Source organism: Pseudomonas sp. SDO55104_S430 (genome assembly GCF_054070595.1).
This window is the reverse complement of record NZ_JBSVXG010000148.1, coordinates 1-14,864: the sequence shown is the minus strand read 5'-3', so window position 1 is coordinate 14,864 and position 14,864 is coordinate 1. Positions and strand designations below refer to the sequence as shown.

11 protein-coding genes are annotated in these 14,864 nt (G+C 64.0%); all 11 read left to right on the top strand.

Annotated elements, in window-relative coordinates:
• Positions 1 to 414: 414 nt before the first annotated feature.
• The 11 genes from ACW9JE_RS21730 to ACW9JE_RS21680 all read left to right on the top strand — a co-directional run bounded on the left by ACW9JE_RS21730 (position 415) and on the right by ACW9JE_RS21680 (position 14,790).
• Positions 415 to 1,206 (top strand): enoyl-CoA hydratase/isomerase family protein, encoded by a 792-nt coding sequence (locus tag ACW9JE_RS21730; RefSeq protein WP_457433901.1) that lies wholly within the window; start codon positions 415 to 417, stop codon positions 1,204 to 1,206.
• Between the two features lie 44 nt (positions 1,207 to 1,250).
• The gene (locus ACW9JE_RS21725) at positions 1,251 to 2,411 is read left to right on the top strand and encodes an acyl-CoA dehydrogenase family protein (RefSeq protein WP_224533333.1); all 1,161 of its coding nucleotides are present in this window, start codon (positions 1,251 to 1,253) and stop codon (positions 2,409 to 2,411) included.
• A gap of 18 nt (positions 2,412 to 2,429) precedes the next feature.
• The gene (locus tag ACW9JE_RS21720) at positions 2,430 to 4,529 is read left to right on the top strand and encodes an acetate--CoA ligase family protein (protein WP_457433900.1); all 2,100 of its coding nucleotides are present in this window, start codon (positions 2,430 to 2,432) and stop codon (positions 4,527 to 4,529) included.
• Between the two features lie 10 nt (positions 4,530 to 4,539).
• On the top strand, positions 4,540 to 6,147 hold the full coding sequence (locus ACW9JE_RS21715; protein WP_224533335.1) for a 5-guanidino-2-oxopentanoate decarboxylase: 1,608 nt from the start codon (positions 4,540 to 4,542) through the stop codon (positions 6,145 to 6,147).
• 13 nt (positions 6,148 to 6,160) lie between these two features.
• A complete protein-coding gene (locus tag ACW9JE_RS21710; protein WP_457433899.1) occupies positions 6,161 to 7,351 on the top strand; it encodes a pyridoxal phosphate-dependent aminotransferase in 1,191 nt (396 codons plus the stop codon).
• The gene (locus tag ACW9JE_RS21705; RefSeq protein WP_224533337.1) at positions 7,344 to 8,759 is read left to right on the top strand and encodes an aldehyde dehydrogenase family protein; all 1,416 of its coding nucleotides are present in this window, start codon (positions 7,344 to 7,346) and stop codon (positions 8,757 to 8,759) included. Before ACW9JE_RS21710 ends, ACW9JE_RS21705 begins: the two co-directional genes overlap by 8 nt.
• 110 nt (positions 8,760 to 8,869) lie before the next feature.
• Positions 8,870 to 10,471, top strand: coding sequence for an ABC transporter substrate-binding protein (locus ACW9JE_RS21700; RefSeq protein ID WP_224533338.1), 1,602 nt, complete (start codon positions 8,870 to 8,872; stop codon positions 10,469 to 10,471).
• A gap of 165 nt (positions 10,472 to 10,636) precedes the next feature.
• On the top strand, positions 10,637 to 11,596 hold the full coding sequence (locus ACW9JE_RS21695; RefSeq protein WP_224533339.1) for an ABC transporter permease: 960 nt from the start codon (positions 10,637 to 10,639) through the stop codon (positions 11,594 to 11,596).
• 3 nt (positions 11,597 to 11,599) lie between these two features.
• A complete protein-coding gene (locus tag ACW9JE_RS21690) occupies positions 11,600 to 12,427 on the top strand; it encodes an ABC transporter permease (protein WP_224533340.1) in 828 nt (275 codons plus the stop codon).
• 2 nt (positions 12,428 to 12,429) lie between these two features.
• Positions 12,430 to 14,070: an ABC transporter ATP-binding protein gene (locus ACW9JE_RS21685; RefSeq protein WP_457433898.1), complete on the top strand. Its 1,641-nt coding sequence runs from the start codon at positions 12,430 to 12,432 to the stop codon at positions 14,068 to 14,070.
• Between the two features lie 9 nt (positions 14,071 to 14,079).
• On the top strand, positions 14,080 to 14,790 hold the full coding sequence (locus ACW9JE_RS21680; protein ID WP_457433897.1) for an NAD(P)H-dependent oxidoreductase: 711 nt from the start codon (positions 14,080 to 14,082) through the stop codon (positions 14,788 to 14,790).
• Positions 14,791 to 14,864 lie beyond the last annotated feature (74 nt).

Below are 14,864 nucleotides of genomic sequence, written 5' to 3'. Positions count from 1 at the left end.
CAACAGCGATGTTGAATGTGATACCGCCATCGCGAGCAGGCTCGCTCCCACAGTTGTTTTTTGTCACCCACAAAATATGTGATCACCGCAGGACCCTGTAGGAGCGAGCATGCTCGCTATGGTAGCCCAGTCACCGCGGGCATTCAGACGCCCAGCGATTTCGTTGACGTCCATCGCGAGCGTGCTCGCTCCTACAGGGACGTGCACCGTCTGTCGGCAGTTGTGCGAAGTTGTAACAGCGCCAACGGCAACCTCCCGTATATCAATAAATACTCTCAATAAAACAATCACTTATACGGATTATAAGCCTGTTACAGCCCATTTCATCCCCCAATTGCCGTCTTACTGAACACTCGTTTAGTATGGCCTCAAGTCGCAACACCTCAGACCAATCAAAATAATTCGAGGACTCGCATGACTACTCACGATTCTCTGCTCACGCAGGTCGAAGCAGGCGTTGCCTGGATCACCCTTAACCGCACCGCCCAGCGCAACGCGCTGGACATTCCGACGCTGAAAAAAATCCACGAACTGCTCGATGCCTACAACGCCGACCCAGCGGTTCGCGTCGTGGTGCTGACCGGCAGCGGACGCAGCTTCTGTGCCGGTGCGGACCTGGACGAGTGGGCAGCCGCAGAAGCTCGGGGCGAACTGGAAAGCTATGGCTGGACCGAAACCGCCCACGCCCTGATGACCCGTCTGCACAGCCTGGAGAAACCGACCATCGCTGCGATCAACGGCACCGCTGTCGGCGGGGGCATGGACCTGACCCTGTGCTGCGACCTGCGCATCGCCGCGCAATCGGCGCGCTTCAAGGCAGGTTACACCACCATGGCCTACTCGCCGGACGCGGGCGCCAGTTGGCACCTGCCACGGTTGATCGGCAGCGAACAGGCCAAGCGCCTGCTGTTCCTCGACGAACTGTGGAGCGCCGACCGTGCCCTGGCCGCAGGCCTTGTCAGCGAAGTCTGCGCCGACGACCAACTGCATGGCGTCGCCAGCGAACTGGCCGCACGCCTGGCCGCCGGCCCGACCTTCGCCTTCGCCCAGACCAAGAAACTCATGCGCGAAGGCGCCGACCGCAGCCTGCCCGAACAGCTGAAGGCTGAACTCGCCGCCGGCCTGTTGTGCGGTCGCAGCGAAGACGGCAACGAAGCCCTGCGCGCCGCCATGGAAAAACGCGCGCCGCGCTTCATCGGCCGCTAATCCAGCGACATCCCTCCATCAGCACCCGAACAACAGGTAGCACCATGAATTTCCAACTGACCCAAGAACAAGAAATGTTGGTGGACTCGGTACGCAGTTTTGTCGAAAAAGAACTGCTGCCCTATGAAGATGAAGTCGACCGTGCCGACGAAGTCTCCCCGGAACTGGCGGCGCAGATTCGCGGCAAGGCCATCGCTGCCGGTTTCTATGCCTTCAACATGCCCGAAGAAGTGGGCGGTGGCGGTCTGGACTACCTGTCCCAGGCGCTGATCGAGCGTGAGCTGTCCAAGGTTTCCTGGGCGCTGCACGTGTTTGTCGCGCGCCCCTCGAAAATCCTCATGGCCTGCAAAGGCGAGCAGATCAACGACTACCTGTTGCCGTGCATCCAGGGCGAGAAGATCGACTGCTTCGCCCTCACCGAGCCGGGCGCCGGTTCCGATGCCAACGCGATCAAGACCCGCGCCGTGCGTGACGGTGACGACTTCATTCTCAACGGCAGCAAGCACTTCATCAGCCACGCCGGCCACGCCGATTTCGCCATCGTCTTCGCCGTGACCGACACCTACGAGCACAACGGCCGCAAGCGCAACGCCGTGACCTCGTTCCTGGTCGATCGCAACACCCCGGGCATGACCATTCGCCGTGGACCGAAGTGCGTGAGCAACCGTGGTTACCACACCTTCGAAATGTTCTTCGACGACTGCCGCGTTCCGGCTTCCAAAGTGCTGGGCGAAGTCGACAAGGGTTGGGAAGTGGCCAACGCCTGGCTGACTGCCGGCCGGGTGATGGTCGCCGCCAACTGCGTCGGTCAGGCGCAACGGGCGCTGGACGTGTCGCTGCAATGGGCCGCCGACCGCAAACAGTTCGGCCAGCCAATCGGCAGCTACCAGGGCGTGTCGTTCAAGCTGGCCGACATGGCAACGCAGATTCGCGCCGCCGAACTGCTGACTCTGCACACCGCCTGGAAAATGGACCAGGGCACCATGACCGACGGCGAGGCCGGCATGGCCAAGCTGTTTGCCAGTGAAGTGCTGGGTCGCGCGGCCGATGAGGCGGTGCAGATCTTCGGCGGCATGGGCCTGATGGATGAAGGTCCGGTGGAACGCATCTGGCGTAACGCGCGGATCGAGCGGATCTGGGAAGGCACCTCGGAAATCCAGCGCCACATCATTTCCCGCGAACTGCTGCGGCCGCTGCTGCGCTGATCCGTCCGGAGAATTCCCATGTCGCAATCGATTCGTGACAACCTCAAACGCATGCTCGCGCCCCAGCACGTGGCGTTCGTCGGCGGCCGCAGCATGGCCCGCGCCCTCAAGCGCTGCGCCGAGGGTGGCTACCAGGGGCAAATGTGGCTGGTCAACCCGCAGCACGACAGCCTCGAAGGCGTGCCGTGCGTGCGCAACATCGCCGATTTGCCCTGCGGGCCGGACGCGGTGTTCATCGCCACCAACCGCGAGCTGACCCTGACCTGCGTCGCCGAACTGGCCGCCATAGGCACCGGCGGTGCCATCTGCTACGCCTCGGGTTTCGCCGAAATAGGCGCCGAAGGCCAGGCCCTGCAACGCCAGCTGCTGGAAGCGGCCGGCGACATGGCCTTGCTCGGCCCCAACTGCTACGGCCTGCTGGACTACCTGCACAGCTCCGCGCTGTGGCCGGTGGCCCACGGCGGCAAGGCGGTGGAGAAGGGCGTGGCGGTGCTGACCCAGAGCGGCAACTTCGCCTACAACCTGTCCATGAGTGACCGCTCGCTGCCGGTGGCCTACATGGCGTCGGTGGGCAATCAGGCGCAACTGGGCGTGGCGGAACTGATGGACGTGCTGCTCGATGAGCCACGGGTCACCGCCATCGGCCTGCACATGGAAGGCCTGAAGAACGTGCCGGGTTTCGCCCGTGCCGCGCACAAGGCGCTGGAGAAGGGCATCCCGATCATCGCCCTGAAAACCGGCGTCTCGCAGATCGGCGCCGAACTGGCCCTGAGTCACACCAGCTCGCTGTCCGGTTCCGATGCCTTGTACGACGCGCTGTTCGACCGCCTCGGGGTGATCCGCGTCAGCGGCCCGGTGAGCTTTGTCGAAACCCTGAAAGCGGCGGCATGTGGCAACCTGCCGGCGGGCGACAGCCTGATCGCGCTGGCCTGTTCCGGTGGCGACGCTGGGCTGATCGCCGACTACTCCGAACGCAACGGCCTGACGCTGCCCAAGCTGGACAACGGCCAAGTCGCCGAACTGGCCACCGTGCTGCCGAGCTACGCCAACCTGGTCAACCCGCTGGACTTCACCACGGCGATCTGGGGTGACGGCGAAGCGTTGAACATCATGCTCGACACCGCCCTGCGCACCGCAGCCGACGCGGCGATGCTGGTGCTCGATTACCCGGCGGAGTTCACCGGCGAGCGCAAGGAATGCGACCTGTTGCTGGACCTGTACTGCAAGGCGCTGGAGCGTCATGGCAAGACCGGTTTCGTCACCTCGGCCTTCCCGGAACTGCTGCCGCCGCATGCCCGCGAGCGTCTGCACGCCCAGGGCGTTGGGGCGTTACAGGGTGTCGAAGACGGCCTGGCCGCCTGGGGCCGCATCGCCGGTTACCAGCGCAATCGTCAGGCGCTGCTGGCGCTGGGTGAATCGGCGCTGGTGCCGCTCTGCCCGCAAGCGCTTTCAGGCGAAGGCGAATTACTCAACGAGTGGGATTCGAAACAGGCCTTGCGTGAGTTCGGCCTGCCGACACCAAACGGCGTGCTGAGCTCTGCGGCCAATGCACTCAATGACGCGCAAAAACTCGGCTACCCGCTGGTGCTCAAAGCGGTCAGCGCACAGCTGCCGCACAAGACCGAGGCCGGCGCCGTGGCGCTGAACCTCAAGGACGATGCCGCGCTGACTGCTGCACTGGAAAAAATGCGCGCCAGCATCAAGGCCTACGCGCCGGACGTGGCCTTCGATCAACTGCTGCTGGAGCCGATGGCCAAGCCGCCACTGGCCGAGCTGATCGTCGGCATCAAGCGCGAAAACGATTTCGGCCTGGCCCTGGTGATCGGCGCCGGCGGCATCCTGGTGGAATTGCTCAAGGACAGTCGCAGCCTGCTGCTGCCGACCACCGACGGTGCGATTCGCCAGGCCTTGCTGAGCCTGCGCAGCGCCGCGCTGCTGCAAGGTTTCCGTGGGCGCGAAGCGGCGGATCTCGATTCGCTGGTGACCGCGATTCGAGCAGTCGCCGATTACGCCTGCGAAAACGCCGCGCAACTGCTGGAACTGGATGTGAACCCATTGTTGGTCGGTGCCGACGGCACGACCGCGGTCGATGCGTTGATTCGCCTCGGCCATGCGTGAGGATCTGAACATGCAAAGCAAAACCTTGACCGGTGGCCAGGCGCTGGTGCGTCTGCTGGCCAACTACGGCGTCGACACCGTGTTCGGCATTCCCGGCGTGCACACCCTGGAGCTGTATCGCGGCCTGCCCGGCAGCGGCATTCGCCACGTGCTGACCCGCCACGAGCAGGGCGCCAGTTTCATGGCCGACGGCTATGCCCGAGTCAGCGGCAAGCCCGGCGTGTGCTTCGTCATCACCGGCCCCGGCGTGACCAACGCCGCCACCGGGATTGGCCAGGCCTACGCCGACTCGATTCCGATGCTGGTGATTTCCAGCGTCAACCACACCGCCAGCCTGGGCAAGGGCTGGGGAATCCTGCACGAATGCCAGGACCAGCGCGCGATGACCGCGCCGATCACCGCGTTCTCGGCAGTGGCCCTGACCGCTGAAGATCTGCCTGAGCTGGTTGCCCGTGCCTATGCGGTGTTCGACAGCGAGCGTCCGCGTCCGGTGCACATTTCCGTGCCGCTGGACGTATTGGCGGCACCGGTAGCCCGCGACTGGAGCAACGAAGTGGTGCGTCGTCCCGGTCGCGGCGCGCCAGCGGCGTCTGTTTTGGACGAAGCCGTTGCCAAGCTGCACGCTGCCAAACGCCCGATGATCATCGCTGGCGGCGGCGCCCTGAATGCCACCGCGCAATTGCAGGAACTCAGCACTCGTCTGGCCGCGCCGCTGTTCACCAGCGTCGCCGGCAAGGGCCTGCTGCCACCGGACGCGCCGCTGAACGCCGGTTCGTCCCTGTGCGTGGAGCCCGGCTGGAACCTGATCGCCGAAGCCGATGTGGTGCTGGCGGTCGGTACCGAGATGGCCGACACCGATTTCTGGCGCGAGCGCCTGCCGGTCAATGGCGAAGTCCTGCGGGTGGACATCGACTCGCGCAAGTTCAACGACTTCTATCCCTGCGCCGTGGCCCTGCAAGGCGATGCGCAACAGACCCTGGCTGCATTACTGGAGCGCCTGTCGCCAGAAGTGCGCGACGCGGGCGCGGCGATCGCCAAGGTTGCGGCACTGCGTGAAGCGGTGAAGAGCGGTCACGGTCCGTTGCAGTCGATTCATCAGGCGATCCTTTCGCGCATCGCCGCCGAACTGCCGGCCGATGCCTTCATCAGCACCGACATGACCCAACTGGCCTACACCGGCAACTACGCCTTCGACTCGCTGGCGCCACGCAGCTGGTTGCACCCGACCGGCTACGGCACCTTGGGATACGGCCTGCCTGCGGGCATCGGCGCCAAGTTCGGCGCGCCGCAGCGTCCGGGCCTGGTGCTGGTGGGGGACGGCGGTTTCCTCTATACCGCGCAGGAACTGGCGACCGCCGTCGAAGAACTGGACAGCCCGCTGGTGGTGCTGCTGTGGAACAACGATGCCCTGGGGCAGATCCGCGACGACATGCTCGGCCTGGACATCGAACCCATCGGCGTGCTGCCGCGCAACCCCGACTTCGGCGGCCTGGCCCGCGCCTTCGGGTGCACCGTGACCCAACCGCAAAGCCTGGCCGAACTGCAAACCGACCTGCGCAACGGCTTCAAGCGCAACGGTGTCACCCTGATCGAACTCAAGCACGCCTGCGCGCAGTGAAGGGGAGAAGACCATGCGTTTTTCCGATCTGACCCAGCGTATCGCCGGTGACGGCGCCGCGGCCTGGGATATTCACTACCGCGCGCTGGCCAAGCGCGAGCAGGGCGAGGACATCCTGTTGCTGTCCGTGGGCGACCCGGATTTCGACACCCCGCAGCCGATCGTGCAGGGCGCCATCGACAGCCTGTTGTCCGGCAACACCCACTACGCCGAGGTGCGCGGCAAGCGTGCCTTGCGCGAGGCCATTGCCAAGCGTCATCGCCAGCGCAGCGGCCAAATGGTTTCGGCGGATGAGGTGACCGTGCTGGCCGGCGCGCAATGCGCACTGTTCAGCGTCGCCCAGTGCGTCTTGAATCCTGGCGATGAAGTGATCGTCGCCGAGCCGATGTACGTCACCTACGAAGCCGTTTTCGGCGCCTGCGGTGCCGTCGTAGTGCCGGTGCCGGTGCGTTCGGAAAACGGCTTTCGGGTAATGCCCGAGGACGTCGCCGCGCGCATCACCCCGCGTACCCGCGCTTTGGCCCTGAACAGCCCGCACAACCCGTCCGGCGCGAGCCTGCCGCGCAGCACCTGGCAGGCGCTGGCCGAACTGTGCATCGCACATGATTTGTGGCTGATTTCCGATGAGGTCTACAGCGAACTGCTGTTCGAAGGCGAGCACGTCAGCCCGGCGAGCCTGCCGGGCATGGCCGAGCGCACCGCGACCCTCAACAGCCTGTCGAAATCCCACGCCATGACCGGCTGGCGCGTCGGCTGGGTGGTGGCGCCGCCTTCATTGGCCGCACACCTGGAAAACCTGGCGCTGTGCATGCTCTATGGCTCGCCGGACTTCGTTCAGGACGCAGCCGTGGTCGCCCTGGAAAGCGATCTGCCGGAGTTGGACGCCATGCGCGAAGCCTATCGCCAGCGCCGCGATCTGGTCTGCGAAAGCCTGGCCGATTGCCCGGGGATCCGCGCGCTGAAACCCGATGGCGGCATGTTCGTGATGGTCGATATCCGCGAAACCGGGCTCAGTGCCCAGGCGTTCGCCGACCGTTTGCTCGATCGCCACGGCGTTTCCGTGTTGGCCGGTGAAGCCTTCGGGCCGAGCGCGGCCGGTCATATCCGTCTCGGGTTGGTCGTTGGCGCTGCGTCACTGCTTGACGCCTGCCAGCGCATCGCCCGTTGTGCTGAAGAATTGATGGAGGTTGAGGTAGATGCTTGATTACACCGCTCTGTATATCGATGGTCGCTGGCAAACCCCGTCGGGCAAAGGTATCGCCCAGGTCATCAACCCGGCCACCGAGGAAGTGGCCGGCAGCGTACCGCTGGGCGATGAACATGATGTCGACAACGCCGTGGCCGCAGCGCGCAAGGCCTTCGCCTCATGGTCGCGTACTCCGTCCAGCGTGCGTGCCGGGTACATCCGCGCCCTGGCCCAACAACTGAAAGCCCGTGCCGATGAAATGGCCGCGGTGATCACCACCGAGCTGGGCATGCCGGTGCAGTGGTCACGTTCGGTGCAGGTCGACGGGCCGATCATTGGTCTTGAGCAATATGTCGAACTCGCCGCCGTGATGGACGAAGTGCGTGAAGTCGGCAACTCACTGGTGATTCGCGAAGCGGTGGGCGTCTGCGCGTTCATCAACCCGTGGAACTACCCGCTGCACCAGTTGATCGGCAAGCTCGCCCCGGCGCTGGCGGCCGGTTGCACGGTGGTGGTCAAGCCGAGCCAGGACACACCGTTGCACGCGTTCCTGCTGGCACAGATGATCGAAGACATTGGCCTGCCTGCCGGTGTGTTCAACCTGGTCAGCGGACCGGGTTCGAAAGTCGGCGAAGCCCTGGCCAAACACCCGGACGTGGACATGGTGTCGTTCACCGGCTCCACTGGCGCCGGGGTGCGGGTCTCCCAGGCCGCGGCGCCTTCGGTCAAGCGCGTGTGCCTGGAACTGGGCGGCAAGTCGGCGCTGCTGATTGCCGAGGACGCCGATCTGGACGCCGCCGTGCGCTATGGCGTGCAGGACGTGATGATCAATTCCGGGCAGACCTGCACCGCGCTGACCCGCATGCTGCTGCCAGCCAGCCGTTACGCCGAGGCGGTGGAGATCGCGCTGGAAGAAACCCTGAGCCTGAAAATGGGCGATCCGCTGGACCCGCAGAGCTTCCTCGGCCCGATGTGCTCCGAGGGGCAGCGTCGCACCGTGCTCGACTACATCCGGATCGGTCAGGAAGAGGGCGCACGCCTGCTGTGCGGCGGCGAGTCGACGGCTGACTTCGAACGAGGCTACTACGTCAGCCCGACGCTGTTCGCCGACGTCAACAACAGCATGCGCATCGCCCAGGAAGAAATCTTCGGCCCGGTGCTGTGCCTGATCCCTTATGAGGATGAGGCGCAGGCCATCGAGATCGCCAACGACTCGCCGTTCGGCCTGTCCAGCGGCGTCTGGGCCGGCAGCACCGAGCGTGCCTTGCAATTGGGTCGTCAGTTGCGGGCCGGTCAGTGCTTCCTCAATGGTGCGGCGTTCAACTATCAGGCGCCGTTCGGCGGCTACAAGCAGTCCGGCAATGGTCGGGAGTGGGGGGAAGAGGGACTCAACGAATTCGTCGAAGTGAAGGCGATTCAGGTGTGACGTTTGGCGATTCAAGGTTAGACCGCACCGGGCCCAGGCCCGGTGCTTTGCGTGGTTTTGATAAAGCTGCAGAACTGGAATTCCATTAGCGATCTATCAGGGGCAAGGCAATGAGCGATAACAAAAACAAGATTACTCAAGCGAACCACGAACTGGGCTTCCCGCGTCGGGATTTCCTCAAGTACAGCGCAGCAGCGGCGGCGGTGGCCGGGGCGTTTTCCATGGGCCTGCCGTTTGGCGCCATCGCACAAGAGGCAACGCCCAAAGCCGGTGGCGTGCTTCGCCTGGGTCTCGCGGGGGCGAGTACCACAGATTCCAAGGACCCGGGTTCCTGGGTCGATACTTTTACCTTCGTCGGCTTCTCGGCGGTCTACAACACCCTCACCGAAATTGCCGTCGACGGCACGGCGATCCCTGAACTGGCCGAGAGCTGGACCTCGACGCCTGACGCGCGCATCTGGACCTTCAAACTGCGCCAGGGCGTGACCTTCCATAACGGCAAAACCCTGACCGCCGATGATGTGGTCGCCTCGATCCAGCATCACCTGGGTGACAAGTCCAGCTCGGCGGCGAAAACCGTACTGGGCGATGTGGCCAAGGTCAGCGCCAATGGCAGCGACAGCGTGGTGTTCGAACTGCACTCGGGCAACGCTGATTTCACCTACGTGGTCGCCGATTACCATCTGGTGATCATGCCGAGCAAACACGGGGCTGCGGATTGGCAGGCTGGCGTAGGGACCGGCGGCTATCGCCTCAAGGACTTCGAGCCGGGTGTGCGCATGACCCTGGAACGCAGTCCGGATTACTGGAAAGCCGGTCGCGCGCACTTCGCCAGCGCCGAGCTGATCGCGATTGCCGACGGCGCGGCACGAATCAATGCGCTGGTGACCGGCCAGGTGGATGTGATCAACAAGGTCGACCTGAAAACCGTGGCCCTGCTCAAGCGCAACCCCAATATGGTCATCGAAGAGACCAAGGGCGCCCAGCACTACACCTTCCCGATGCTCACCGACAGCCAGGTGTTCGCCAACAACGACGTGCGCCTGGCGATGAAGCACGCGATCAACCGCGAAACCCTGCTGGCCTCGGTGCTGCACGGTTATGGCCTGGTGGGCAACGACCATCCGATCCAGCCAGGCAGCCGCTTCATCAACACGGCGCTGGAGCAGCGCACCTACGATCCGGACAAGTCGCGTTTCTACCTGAAACAGGCGGGCCTCGATTCCCTGAAGGTTCGCCTGCAGGCGTCCGATGCGGCGTACACCGGCGCGGTGGACGCCTCGGTGCTGTTCAAGGAGCAGGCCCGCGCCGCCGGGATCGACATTGAGGTGGTGCGCGAACCGGCCGACGGATTCTTCTCCAACGTCTGGATGAAGCAGCCGTTCACCACCTCGTTCTGGTACAGCAGCCTGACCGCCGACCGCATGTTCAGCATCGGCTACGCCAAGGGCGCGGCCTGGAACGAAACCCACTGGGATAACCCGCGCTTCAACCAGCTGCTCAATGCTGCTCGCGGCGAAATGAACGACCCGCTGCGCCGCGAGATGTACAACGAAATGCAGGCCCTGTGCCGGGACGATGGCGGCGCGATCGTGCCGCTGTTCGCCAGCTCCGTGGCCGCACGCTCCAACCGCGTCGCCCACGGCGGCCAGACCGCGCCGTATGGCGAACTGGATGGGTTGCGGGTGATCGAGCGTTGGTGGCAGGCGTAAGCCAATTGCCGAAGCAATGAAGATCCCTGTGGGAGCGGGCTTGCTCGCGAAAGCGGTGTGTCAGTCGCCATCTTCGTCAACTGACAGTGCCTATTCGCGAGCAAGCCCGCTCCCACAGTAGGGAATTGCAGTCTTCAAAGGTGTGCCCATTTAAGGAACTACGCAGTGAACAGTATTTTCAAGCTGCTACTTCAACGTCTGGCATTGGGGCTGTTATCGCTTTTCGCGGTGTCAGTGATCATTTTTCTCGCGGTCGGCATGCTCCCGGGTGATATCGCCCAGGCCATGCTCGGCCAGTCCGCCACCCCGGAAACCGTGGCGGCCTACCGGGCGCAACTGGGGCTGGACCTGCCGCCGCTGACCCGCTTCGGCCACTGGATCTGGCAACTGCTGCACGGTGACCTCGGTATGTCGCTGGCCAACCAGCGGCCCATCGCCGATCTGGTCGGCACGCGATTGGGCAACACCTTCAGCCTGGCGTTGCTCGCCGCGCTGATCTCGGTGCCTCTGGCCCTGTTGCTGGGGATGCTCGCGGCGCTGTATCGCAACAGCTGGTTCGACCGCTTGCTCAACACCTCGGCCCTGAGCGCGGTGTCGTTCCCCGAGTTCTTCGTCGCCTACATCCTGATCCTGGTGTTCGCCGTGAAACTCAACTGGTTCCCGAGCATTTCCAACCTGTCGCCTGATGCATCGCTGGGTGAAGTGCTGCAACGCTCGGTGCTGCCGGTCGCCACCCTGAGCCTGGTGGTGATCGCCCAGATGATGCGCATGACCCGCGCCTCCCTGATCAACCTGCTGGCCAGCCCTTACATCGAAATGGCCCGGCTCAAGGGCATCAGCCAGTCACGGATCATCTTCCGCCACGCCTTGCCCAACGCCCTGGCGCCCATCGTCAACGTGGTGGCGCTGAACCTGGCGTACCTGGTGGTCGGCGTGGTGGTGGTCGAAGTGGTGTTCGTCTATCCCGGCCTGGGCCAGTTGCTGGTGGACTCGGTGGCCAAGCGCGACATCCCGGTGGTGCAGGCCTGCAGCCTGATCTTCGCCGCGACCTACATCCTGCTCAATACCAGTGCCGACGTGCTGTCGATTGCCAGCAACCCGCGCCTGATGCATCCGAAGGGGTAAGCCATGAGCCTGTTCAAACAACTATTGCGGGCGCCGCTGAGCGCCAAATTCGGGCTGCTGGTGATCCTGCTGTACATCCTGGTGGCCGTGTTCGCGCCGGTGCTGGCGCCATTCGGTGAAACCCAGGTGGTGGGCGAGGGCTTCGCGCCGTGGGGCGGGCAGTTCCTGCTGGGCACCGATAACCTGGGGCGCGACATGTTCAGCCGTCTGGTCTACGGCGCGCGTAACACCTTGGGCATTGCCTTCCTGACCACGCTGCTGGCGTTCCTGCTCGGTGGTCTGAGCGGGCTGGTCGCGGCCATCAAGGGCGGTGCGATCGACCAGGGCCTGTCGCGGGTGGTGGACATCCTGATGGCGATTCCGCAACTGATCTTCGCCTTGCTGATCCTCAGCGTGGTCGGCACCAATGCCGTGTCCCTGGTGCTGGTGATCGCGCTGCTGGATGCGACCCGGGTGTTCCGCCTTTCAAGGGCGGTGGCGATGACAGTGGTCGTACAGGACTTCGTCGAAGCCGCGCGCCTGCGCGGTGAAGGCCTGTGGTGGCTGGTCACCCGTGAGGTATTGCCCAACGCCGCGGCGCCGCTGATTGCCGAGTTCGGCCTGCGTTTCTGCTTCGTGTTCCTGTTCATCAGTGCGCTGTCGTTCCTTGGCCTGGGCATTCAACCGCCGACCGCCGACTGGGGCAGCATGGTGCGCGACAACGCCGTGCTGATTACCTTCGGCGACATCAGCCCGCTGCTGCCGGCCCTGGCCGTGGCCTTGATCACCGTGAGCGTCAATTTCGTCGTCGACTGGATGCTGCACAAATCCAGCGGCCTCAAGGAGTGCTGAACATGACGACCAAACCTTTACTGGAAATCCGCAACCTGCACATCGAAGGTCACTACGAAGACGCCTGGCATCCGCTGATCAAGGGCATCGACCTGACCCTGCAGCGCGGCGAGGTGCTGGGGCTGATCGGCGAGTCGGGGGCGGGCAAGTCGACTCTCGGCCTGTCGGCCATGGGCTACACCCGCGACGGTTGCCGCATCACCAACGGCTCGGTGCATTTCGATGGCATCGACTTGCTTAACGCCAAACCCGAAGCGCTGCGTAAGTTGCGCGGCCTGCGCATTGCCTACGTCGCGCAAAGTGCCGCGGCGTCGTTCAACCCGGCTCACCGGCTGATCGACCAGCACGTAGAGACCGCGGTGAAGAACGGCGGTATGAGCCGCGAGCAGGCGATGGCCGAGGCGGTCGAGCTGTACCGCGTGCTGCGCCTGCCCAACCCCGAGAAGATTGGCCAGCGTTATCCGCACCAAGTCTCCGGTGGGCAGTTGCAGCGGGTGATGACCGCGATGGCCATGGCCTGTCACCCGGACTTGATCATCTTCGACGAACCGACCACCGCGCTAGACGTCACCACCCAGATCGAAGTGCTGGCGGCGATCCGCGATGCCGTGGCGACCTACGGCAGCGCCGCGATCTACATCAGCCACGACCTGGCGGTGGTGGCGCAGATGGCCGATCGCATCATGGTCCTGCGCCACGGCAAACTGGTGGAAGAAGCCGAGACCCGCAAGATGCTCGGCGATCCGCAGGAGGACTACACCAAGTCGCTGTGGGCAGTGCGCAGTTTCCACACCGAACCCAAGCCGTGCCCGCAGCAGGAAAAGCCACTGCTGGAACTGCGCCAAAGCTGCGCCAGCTACGGCAATCAACCGGTGCTGCACGATGTCTCGCTAAAACTCTATCGCGGCCAGACTCTGGCGGTGATCGGCGAGTCCGGCAGCGGCAAGAGCTCCACGGCGAGGCTGATCACCGGGCTGCTGCCGCCGACCTACGGCCAGGTGCTGTACGACGGTCAGCCGCTGCCGGCGGATTTTCGTCAGCGCAGCAAGGAGCAATTGCGGCGCATCCAGATGATCTACCAGATCCCCGACACGGCCCTCAATCCACGCCAGCGCATCGTCGATATCATCGGCCGGCCGCTGACCTTCTACCTGGGCCTCAAGGGCAAGGCGATGCGTGCGCGAGTGGCCGAATTGCTGGAGATGATTGAACTGGACCCGGCGAAGTACATGGATCGTCAGCCCCGAGAATTGTCCGGCGGGCAGAAACAACGGGTCTGCATCGCCCGGGCACTGGCGGCCGATCCGCAACTGATCATCTGCGACGAAGTGACCTCGGCCCTTGATCAACTGGTAGCCGAAGGCGTATTGAAACTGCTCAACCGCATCCAGCAGCAACTGGGCGTGGCCTACCTGTTCATCACCCACGACGTCGCCACTGTGCGGGCGATTGCCGATGAGGTACTGGTGATGCAAAAGGGCAGGGTGGTGGACCACGGCTCGCGCAGCGCCATCTTCACCCCGCCGCATCAGGATTACACCGGGCTGCTGTTCTCCTCCGAACCGCAGATGGACCCGGACTGGCTCGACCAACTGCTGGCCAGCCGCGCAACGAATACAAACCCTACGCTGGAAAAAGTCTAAGGAATCACCATGAAAGTACTGATCGTCCACGCTCACCCCGAGCCAAAATCCTTCACCGCCGCCCTGCGCGACCAGGCCGTGACCACCCTCGAAGCCCAGGGCCACGAAGTGCAGGTCAGCGACCTGTACGAAATGAACTGGAACCCGGTGGCCAGCGACGCCGACTTCTCCTCCCGGGAAAACCCCGAGTACCTGGCGTACGCGCTGGAACAACGCCTGGGCGTGAAAAGCCAGTCACTGGCGGCAGACATCCAGGGCGAACTCGACAAGCTGCTCTGGGCCGACCTCGTCATCCTCAACTTCCCGATCTTCTGGTTCTCGGCGCCTGCCATGCTCAAGGGCTGGATCGACCGCGTACTGGTTTCGGGCATCTGCTACGGCGGCAAACGCTTCTACGATCAGGGCGGGCTGGCGGGCAAGAGGGCCCTGGTAACCGTGACCCTGGGCGGGCGCGAGCACATGTTCGGCGAAGACGCGATCCATGGCCCCCTGCAAGACATGCTGCGCCCGATCCTGCGCGGCACGTTGGCCTATGTCGGGTTCGATGTGCTGGAGCCGTTTGTGGCGTGGCATGTGCCGTACATCAGCGATGAGGCGCGTCAGGAGTTTCTCAAGGATTACGCGCAGCGGTTGCAGCATCTGAGTGATGATCAGCCGTTGGTTTTTCCGAAGTTGTCGCAGTTTGATGAGTTGTTGTATCCGCTGACCACAAAAGCCTGACCACAGCTCACGCGTTTGATCGTTCCCACGCTCTGCGTGGGAATGCAGCCCGGGACGCTCCGCGTCCCAAAGTC